This is a genomic window from Gordonia sp. AC31 (genome assembly GCF_031844505.1).
In the GTDB taxonomy this organism is placed as follows: Bacteria; Actinomycetota; Actinomycetes; order Mycobacteriales; family Mycobacteriaceae; genus Gordonia; species Gordonia hongkongensis.
The window spans coordinates 33,785-42,491 of record NZ_JAUZVK010000029.1 but is presented as its reverse complement, the minus strand read 5'-3'; the positions used below and the strand labels follow the sequence as shown (position 1 = coordinate 42,491).

Below are 8,707 nucleotides of genomic sequence, written 5' to 3'. Positions count from 1 at the left end.
GACCCAGGTGTTGAAGCGGCGGTTCCACTCAGCGACGAGGCGGTCGCGGCGCTCATCATCCGACCACAGCCACGACCGGAACTCGGTGGTGATCTTCTCGGCTTGGACCTGGGCGAGGATGGTGGCCTGGGCGTCGACTTCCGGTGCCCCCTCTTCCTGCGCTGGCTTGGAGTTTTTGACCACGATCGACCGTTGGTTGAGCAGCATTTCGGTGAGGTCGATCGCATCGAGCGCCTTGTTCTTCCTGTCGGCATTGTCGGCGCCGTACTCGGTGCGCATCAGCGCGCTGTTGCGTTCGTCAGGTGGCACCTCGACGCCCCACGAACCGGCCGCGCGCGTCACTCGGGCACTCGTGGCGCCGAAGGTTTCGCGCACGAACGCTTCGTAGTCGCGTGGCTCGATCCAGGTCGGTCCGAGTTTGACTGACCCGATCTGGGAGGGTTGCTTGTCGTCCGGAATCACCTGCGCCAGTGCTTGTGTTAGCTCTGCCCAGTCCCGGTTACCGGGATCGGTACGGGCAGCTTCGGCGGCGCGGGCGTGTTTGGCGCGCACGTTGCCCGACAACGCTGTGGGCGCGGGCACCAGGTCCTCGGGCATGTCCGGGTCGGCGTAGACCAGCCCACGGATCGACTCGCGCGCCTGCTGGGCGGGCTGGTCGAGCAGTTCGGCGACGCGGTCGAGATCGACTCGCCCGCGTTCACCGAGACTGATCGCGACCGCCTCGGCCGGGGTGTCCGCGCGTGACACCGGGACCGGGGCGACGACGACGTCGCGGGAGAACACCGCGGTCTTGCTGACCGTGCCGGTCTGGTCGTCGTAGCGTTCCAACGCCAGCACGCCGGCCATCCCTGGATCGGCGCGGACCGCCTCGAGATGGGTTTGGCGCCGCGAGGGTGCGCTGACCTGCCATGCTTTCTCATCGAGCTCGGCCGCCACATCCTCGGGCAGCGGGCCGGGATAGTCGGCGCCGTCGGCGTCGCGATTGGCAGTACGCCACTTGCCTTCGAGTTCTGTGAACTTCTTCGCGGCTTCCTCGGCGGTGCGTTCCTTGCCGCCCACCAGCTTCGCCCGGTTCACCGGGCCGTAGGTGTTCAGGTAGGCGTCGTAGACCTCGTTGAGGTCCGCGCGCAGCGCGTCACGCTCGGCGCGGCTGCTCTGGGTGCGCTGGGCGGCGATCGTGGCCGCGAACAGATCGCGCAGCCGCAATAGGTGCCGGGTCTCGGTGGTGCGGGTGGCGGGCACCTTCATCGGCTCATCGCCGTCGATCCCGCGGCGGGTGAACACCCCGGTGGTCTCGTCGTAGCTGACGTGCCCGATCGGGATGTCCTCGCCGTAGAGGGCGGCGGCGTCCAGGGCGCCGGCGGTGAACTCCATCCCGGCTGTGGCGGTGTCGTCGGCGAGAAACAGTCCGTCGCCGCGCTCCAGTGCGGCGTCGACGATGTTGGTCAGTCGGTCGTTCAGGTCGGCGGCGACATCGCTGCCGGTTTCGGCGGCCACGACGAGCATTCCGTCGCGGTAGAGCCCGCGATCGACACGCATCGTGCCGAGCACATGTTCTGGGTGGGTGGTGAAGTAGCGGTTCACCCCGATCTCGGTGGTCTCGCCGGTCCGGTCAGGGAGGGCGACGAGGTCAGAATGCAGCCAGTCGGCGTCCGCAGGTGCGGCGACGTCGGCCTCGCGACGGCGGAACACCAGCACGTCGGTGACGACCTGGGTGCCGGCAACCCGTTCGAATGCCGTCGAGGGCAACCGGACCGCGCCGACGAGGTCGGCGACGGCGTGCATGTCGCGGCGCGCCTTGTCCGAGGCGGCATCCAGCGTTCCGGCCGTAGTGATCGCCATGACGTAACCGCCGGGGGCGGTGAGGTTGAGCGACTTGAGCAGGAAGTGGTTGTGGATGCGGTGGCGGGCCGGATTGTGGATCGGGTCGTGCACGGTGAACCCGCCGAACGGCACATTGCCGATCACCGCGGCGAACGAGCCGTCCGGGACGCGGGTGGTCTCGAAACCCTCCAACCGCACCTGGGCGTCGGGGTAGAGAAGATGTGCGATCTGAGCGGTCGTCGGGTCGAGCTCCACGCCCACCATCTGCGCGCCGGGCGGTGCCAGACCGATGAACGTGCCGCTGCCACAACCCGGTTCGAGTACCAGTCCCTCGTCTAACCCAGCGCGAGTCATCGCCGACCACATCGTCTGGGCGATCGCCGGATCGGTGTAGTGGGCGTTGAGTGTGGAGGCCTTCGCCTGACGCCACTGCTCGGAATCCAACAGGGCGCGCAACTGGTCGCGTTCGGGTGCCCACTCCGGCTTGGACTCGTCGAAGATGTCGGCCGCGGCACCCCACCCCGACCACTGCGCCAGGACCTCGTGCTCGGCGGGCGTCGCCGGGCGTCCGGTGCGCGCTGTCTCGGTGAGGACCTCGAGTGCGGCGATATTGGCGCGGGCGCGGGACTTGGCCCCGGAGGGCACGAGCACCGTCCCCGGATGGGTGAACCGGGTCGCAGCCACCACCTCGGTCGGTGCCGGGGTGGTGGCCTCGTCGAGGGCCGCGATGCTCGGCGGCTCCGGTTCCGGTGCCTCCGAGTCGGGGATGGGGTCGGGTTCGAGGCCGGCCACCACATGGTCGGCCTTGACGTAGACGACCGAGCCGTCCGGGCGGCGTGCGGGGGCGACTCGGGTGCTCGCCCACGCTGTCAGCGGCAACCCGGTCTCGGACTGCGGCACCTGCGGCAGTGCGTCGTCGGCCTTCGGTGGCAGCGGCGTGCCGCCGGGGTCGACGACGGCGGGGTCAGTTGGGATCCGCAGATCGTCCAGAGACTCAAACAGCAGTCCCTGGCCGTCGTCGACTACCTCCGCACGCGCTCGGCGTCGGCGCGATCCTGATCGGCCAGCGCTGCGTCCACCATCGCGGTCAGCTCCGGAACCAGCGGATGTGCCGGCCCGTCGGGCACCGGCAGTCCGTCGGTCAGACGTGCTTCCAGCAGTTGCTCGGCCCACACCTGAAACCGTGGTGTCTGATCCGGCCACACCTGCTCGGTCAGTCGTTCGGTCTCTCGGCTCGCCTCGATCGCCCACTGCGTCAGCCACCGTTGCATCCCGGTCATCGTGTCCGGGTTCGGCTCGTCGTCCGGCTGATCGTCGTCCTCGGGACTGCTGAATCCCTCCCACAGCGTCGCCAGCACCGTCTCCTCCGCCGAGTACCGGGCCTGCTGATACAGCCGCTGCGTCGTCAGCACGTCCGGGTCGTTGCCCCCGTGCTCGTTCTTCCACGCCGCGATCGCCGCCAGCTCCGTCTGTGACTGCGTCTGAGCGATCTCGGCCTCCAGCCGAGTCGCTTCGGCGGTCAGGAAGTCCTCGAACTCCATGCGGTCCATCTGCGTCAGTTCCTGGGCGTACCGCTCGGTCAGTGCCGTGCGCAGATCGTGAAACATCGGTGTCCTCCTCGTTGTGGGTATCCATAGTGCTCTGCGATGCCGACAACCGCTGACCCGATGGGTCGGTATCGGCGAGCAGATCGAACAGATTGGGGGTGTTGTCGTCAGGGGTGGCGTTACGCGCCATACGTCGGAGCTCCTACCAAGTGAGGTCCGCCCGGCCCGGCCAACGCCGGCCCTCGCGGGGGTGGTTATCGTTTCTCACTGGTCAGAGGCTGGATCTCTGGCCGATCAGTGCCCTGGCAGGTGTGTCCGCACCTGTCAGGGCCTGAGACATCTCACGGCGGGTCCACCCGGTCACCTGAGGACACGTGCATGTGGGTGTCGCTGCCGTCGTCTGTCTCGGGGTCGTCAGTGCCGGGCTGCTCGCTGGCAGCATCAGCCGGGGTGTCGCGCTGCCAGCCGACCACCGCGGCCGCGATGAACGCCGCCCCCGCAGCCACCATCAGCGACATGCCTGCGACGGTGCCCAACACCGCCGCCGACCACCCGAAGCCACGACCCCATGCGTCAAGGTCGCGGCGATCGGCGCCCAGCAGGGCCATTTCGGCCACCGAGAACATGGCGAGCCCAACCGCCGTCGCCAGACACATCCGGATCGACTTCTCGGGCACAGCCACACCACGCCGAATGTGGAGGGTGAACATTACGACTGCCCCCACCGCGAAGACCGGCCACACTACGGCGAACACTGACCACATCCAGGTGTGGTCGACGTGCCAGGTTGGGGGTGGTGGTAGCGGGGCGGGAAAGGCCTGCACTATCGTCAGGGCGCTCATCAGTCATTCACCCCGCAGGTGATAGTCGGACTCGATGGGCTCGCCCAGTGCCCGGCCGTCGTCGACGGTGCCCGCAGCGGCGGGGTCCTGCATGGAATCGTGGCGCTGGATGCGGCGTTGGCGAGCGCGGTTCAACTCGTAGTCGATGCGGCGGCTGAGGTCGCGGCCCTCGACTCGAAGCATAAGGATCAGCCCACCGACCACGACAGCAGAGATGCCGGTCACGGTCAGGCCGAAAACGTCGAGACCGATACCGACCACTGCCGCAGCACAACCCAGAATCGAGACCATGGCGGCCGCGAATCCGGTGTCGATGCCCGACCGGCCACGGGGAATGGCATACCTGGGGTCGGAGAGTACGGTGACCGGATCGGACAGGCAGGTGCGAATTTCCGTTGCATACAGGGGTTTCGGGATGACATGGAGGAAGTTCGCCGCCGCGGCCTGAGCCAGGGCTGCAACTTCCACGCTGTGATCGGCCAGTAGTTCGACCGCTCGTCGGCTCGCTGCGGCGAGGATGCCGTCGATGCTCCACTCTCCGGAGTAGTCGGCGGGTCGGTCGTCGCTCACCAACAGGCGAAGCGCCACCTGGTGAAGCCGTGATAGCTCGTCATCGGTCCACTCGGCCATCTGTGGGTCACCGATGGCGCCGCGGTAGTGGTAGGACGCTGCGATTGTGGCCACCAGTGTCGCCCAATTCTTTTCGGTGTTAGTGGCCGGCTCTTGCAGGAGAGCACGCCAGAGGGCGAAGGTCCCTCCGGCACGGAGTGTGGAGTTGACGATGGTGCTGCTCAGTCTGATCTCGCTCACCTGGGCGCCGAAGGCCTGCAACACCACTGTCTGAGCTGCGTGGTAGCGGGCCACAGCATCGACGGTGTCGGAGTTCTCGTAGTTCACGCTCCGCTTCATGAGGCCCCGGTGGGGCATCGCGGCGCCGGCGAGTCGGACGGTCACGAATGTGAGGGCGATGATCCCTATGACGGCGATGACTGTGGCTCCGGTGCTCACGAATCGTCCGCGGTCCTCAGCGAGTGTGTGCAGCCACGACCACACCTGTCCGCCACCGTCGTCGGAGGTCCAGAGGTCGCGAAGCGCGAGCACGAGACCGACGATGACGGCCGCGATGCCCATGTTGGCAGCAAATGTTGACGACACCGACCGCCGGTAGGGCTGCCAGCCGGGTCCCATTGACGGTCCAGGAAACGACGCGAGGGGGATGGCGATCATGATTGGTCTCCTTGGGGTGTATCGAGCTGGCCAGGATCGTGGGGTTGGCGCTCGGATGGTCGGCGACGTTGATGGAGGACGGCTCTGATGACGACGACAGCGCTGGTGATAGCGAGGATCACCAGGAGCACGACGCAGCCGACGAGTGCCCAATGAATCAGTGGCGGTGGTGGCATGGGTTGTCCCTCAGGGCTATGCGGCGTTGATGTCGGCGGGCGGGTCGAACCATCCCGGTGGGGGTGGGGTGGATTGATCGGCCAGCGTCTCGGTGGTGGTGTGTTTGTCGGGTGTGCACAGGTAGAGCGGCCCGTTTTCGGCGGTGAGCGTCCGCCAGTGGGTGTCGAGGTGGGCGGTCCACCACGACGACAGGGCGGCGGGGTCTTCGCTCAGGCGGGCGGTCTCCCACGCCTTCCACAGCTCCTCGAGGCGGATGACGACTTCGTCGTGGCGCCACCATTGCGGGCACCAGCGGGTGTCGCGGTCGAAGCGTCCAGCCTTGATGTGGCTGAGCCAGTTGGTGAACCAGTCGGCGCCGGAGGTGAATCGCCAGTGCGCGCGAGGGTCGTCGTCGGGGCTGTCGGTGTCGGGGGTGGTCATCGGGAAGTCCTTTCGCGGAGGGCGGCGGGTTGGGGTGCGGCGGACAGTGCGGCCTGCTGGGCTGCGCGTTCTGCCCCGCAGGCCTTCTTGGAGGCGTCGATCAGTTCGGCGTAGGGGCCGAGCCAGTAGGAGTTCTTGGTGGTGACGACGGTGCGGTTTCCGGAGGTCGCCAGCACTGCTCGTTCGGCGGGGAGTGCTTTGAGGTCGTCGATGCCGAGAATGGGTTCGCTGGACCAGGATTCGCTGGTGCTGGTCGATCCGAGTCCGGAGTTGGAGTGCGAGCGGCTGCGGCGGCGGACGTCGCGTTGGCCGATCATGCGGCTCAGGCCGGACAGGTAGGACTCGTTGTTCGATGATCCGGCGTAGATGTAGACGTTCGAGGAGTCCACGAGCATGTCGAGTTTGTCCTTGGACCACACTTTCGCGGCCTGGGCCAGCGATTGCAGCATCGTGACGATGACGATGCCCTGGCTGCCGAAGTGGGAGTACCAGTCGGGTAGTTCGGGCAGCTTGCATACGTTCGCGGCCTCATCGAGCACTGCCACGACGGGCACCGGCAGACGTCCACCGTTGCGCCGTGCTTGGGCGACGGAGGCTTTGAAGATGGTGTCGGCCAGTGCGGTGGTCAACGCGGTGGCCGATCCTGCCCCTTCCATCGACAGGGCATACATGGTGTCGGTGGAGGTGACGAACGCTTGCGGATCGAACTTGGGCAGGTCGTGGCGAATGTCGTTGCTGCCGACGGTGTTGTCGCCGTCGAACCGCACACGTTGGGGTGGGAGGACCGATCGGGCGTAGGCGGGCACGGTCATGACGTTGATGAACCGGCGCGCCATGTCGTAGAGGCCGTCTTGCTGGCGGGGGTTGAGGTTGGCGGCGGTGTCGATCTTGGCCGCTGCGTCGTGGTGGCCGTGGCGGGTCAGCACCTGGCGGGCGACTTTGAGTTTGGGGTCGGTGAGCCAGCCGTCGACGTGTTTGAGGTCTCCCCCACCGACGGCCGCGGCCAGAATGTGCAGTGCCAGCAGTTCTTTGGCGCCGCCGTCGAAGTAGGCGTCCAGGCGTGATCCTTCGGCGGTTTCGGCGGCGGCGAAGATCGCGGCAAGCTCGCGGGCGTCGGAGAGTTCGTGCACGCACCAGAACGGGTCCCACCACCACTGTTGGCCCTGAGTGCCGGCGATGTGCTGGAGGTCCGAGAGCCAGATGGTGCCGCGGGTGCGTGGCGGTTTGCGCCGTTGGGTGCGATAGGCCCACAGTGCGCGCAGCCCTTGTCGGCTGGTGTCGGCCATGGCGGCGGGAGCGGTGTCGAGGTCGTTGTGGTCACGGACCCAGCGGGTGGCGTCGTAGATGTCGGGCTTGTTGGAGGTGGCGAACACGGCGCCGGGCGCCTGGCAGATCATCGGGATGGCGTAGCCGGTGGTCTTGCCGCATCGGGGTCCGCCGATGACGAGTCCGACCCACTCCCAGCTCATGTAGAGCGCGGAGGTGCCCGCGCCGATCAGCGATCCCAGCACCAGCCCGTAGTCGAGGTGTCCGGTGATGGCGTCGCGGCCGCGCAGGCGCTGCGCGGAGTGCTTGGCGTCGCGGGCGGTGATGGCGTGCAGTTCCCGGGGACGGGGAAGAAACTGGGCGACCTGGTCGAACTCGCGCAGCACGGCGGTGGCGGCGCGATGACGTCCCACCACGACCGCGATCGCGGCGGCGGCGATGACCGCGACCACCAGGAGCACGGTGGAGGCCACCGGCCACTGGAAGGTGCCGTCGACGGCGGCGGTGGCCGGGTTGACCAGCACTGGGCCGGGCTGACCGGTGAGCCAGCAACCCGCCCGCCAGCACACGTAGACGATCGCCAGCAGCGCGAACAGGACTGCGGCGAGGTAGTAGCCGACCATGGACTCGTGTTGGCCGCGGTCGCGGCGATGGGTTGTGCTCACAGCTGGGCTCCGGTGTCGAGGGAGACGCTGGCGCCGACGTCGGGGGCCGGGGTGATCTGCCAGCCGCTATCGCCGGCGGCGATCAACGCGGCTTCGGGCGCGGGTTCGGTGTCGGCGATGAGCTCGCTGGTCGAGCGGTACCTGCCCGCTGACGCAGCGTCGTCGACGTCGATGGCATAGTTCGCGGCCGCGGTCGACACCTGGTCGAGCAGATCGGTGTCGGCGACCTCGCCGAGGTCCTGGTCGCGGTCGCGACCGGAGATGGTGTCGGGGTCGACGCCGGCCTCACGTAGCCGCTCATCCCAGGCTTGCGCCCATTGCTCGGCGCGCTGCACGGTGGCCTGGGTCTGGGCTTCCCGGGCGGTGTCACCGCCCCGGGCGGCCTCGGCCGCGGCCTCGCGGGCCAGGTCGGCCGCGGCGTGCGCCCCGGCCCAGCGCGCCATCAGATCCGGTGTCAGCGGGTGGCGTTCGGCGATGGTGTCGGTGTAGTGGGGCGGACGGGCGCCGGTGGCGCGCGCGGAGTTCAGGCGTTGCTGGGCGCGGGTCTGCCGGGCACGTCGCTTGTGCTGCTGGTTGCGGACCTCACGCAGCGCGTCGTCGGCGCGACGGCGGGAGTGACGCATGATCGTGCGGATTTCGTCGAAGATGTCGTCGACTTCGCGGCTGTTGTCCTGGGTGACGCTCTGTGGGTCGAGCATGGTGCGTGCCTTCCTTCGAGGGGCGGTGTTGGGAGGTCGGT

The 8,707-nt window shown here is 67.9% G+C and carries 6 protein-coding genes and 1 pseudogene; all 7 read right to left on the bottom strand.

Features of this window, described 5'->3' with window-relative positions; translation table 11 throughout:
• Nucleotides 1-2,724: pseudogene (locus Q9R39_RS22170) on the bottom strand (helicase); the annotation flags it as partial.
• A gap of 122 nt (nt 2,725-2,846) precedes the next feature.
• Nucleotides 2,847-3,431: a hypothetical protein gene (locus Q9R39_RS22165; protein WP_311278278.1), complete on the bottom strand. Its 585-nt coding sequence runs from the start codon at nt 3,429-3,431 to the stop codon at nt 2,847-2,849.
• A gap of 281 nt (nt 3,432-3,712) precedes the next feature.
• Nucleotides 3,713-4,048, bottom strand: a complete 336-nt coding sequence (locus Q9R39_RS22160; RefSeq protein WP_211539919.1) for a hypothetical protein — start codon at nt 4,046-4,048, stop codon at nt 3,713-3,715.
• 168 nt (nt 4,049-4,216) lie between these two features.
• Entirely contained in the window at nt 4,217-5,440 is a 1,224-nt protein-coding gene (locus Q9R39_RS22155; protein ID WP_311278277.1) for a hypothetical protein, read from the bottom strand.
• A gap of 192 nt (nt 5,441-5,632) precedes the next feature.
• The gene (locus Q9R39_RS22150) at nt 5,633-6,037 is read right to left on the bottom strand and encodes a DUF4913 domain-containing protein (RefSeq protein ID WP_311278276.1); all 405 of its coding nucleotides are present in this window, start codon (nt 6,035-6,037) and stop codon (nt 5,633-5,635) included.
• Nucleotides 6,034-7,968 carry a TraM recognition domain-containing protein gene (locus Q9R39_RS22145; RefSeq protein WP_311278275.1) on the bottom strand — a complete coding sequence of 645 codons (1,935 nt, stop codon included), beginning with the start codon at nt 7,966-7,968 and terminating at the stop codon, nt 6,034-6,036. The genes Q9R39_RS22150 and Q9R39_RS22145 overlap by 4 nt, the downstream gene beginning before the upstream one ends.
• Nucleotides 7,965-8,666: a hypothetical protein gene (locus Q9R39_RS22140; RefSeq protein WP_311278274.1), complete on the bottom strand. Its 702-nt coding sequence runs from the start codon at nt 8,664-8,666 to the stop codon at nt 7,965-7,967. Before Q9R39_RS22140 ends, Q9R39_RS22145 begins: the two co-directional genes overlap by 4 nt.
• Between the last annotated feature and the right edge of the window lie 41 nt (nt 8,667-8,707).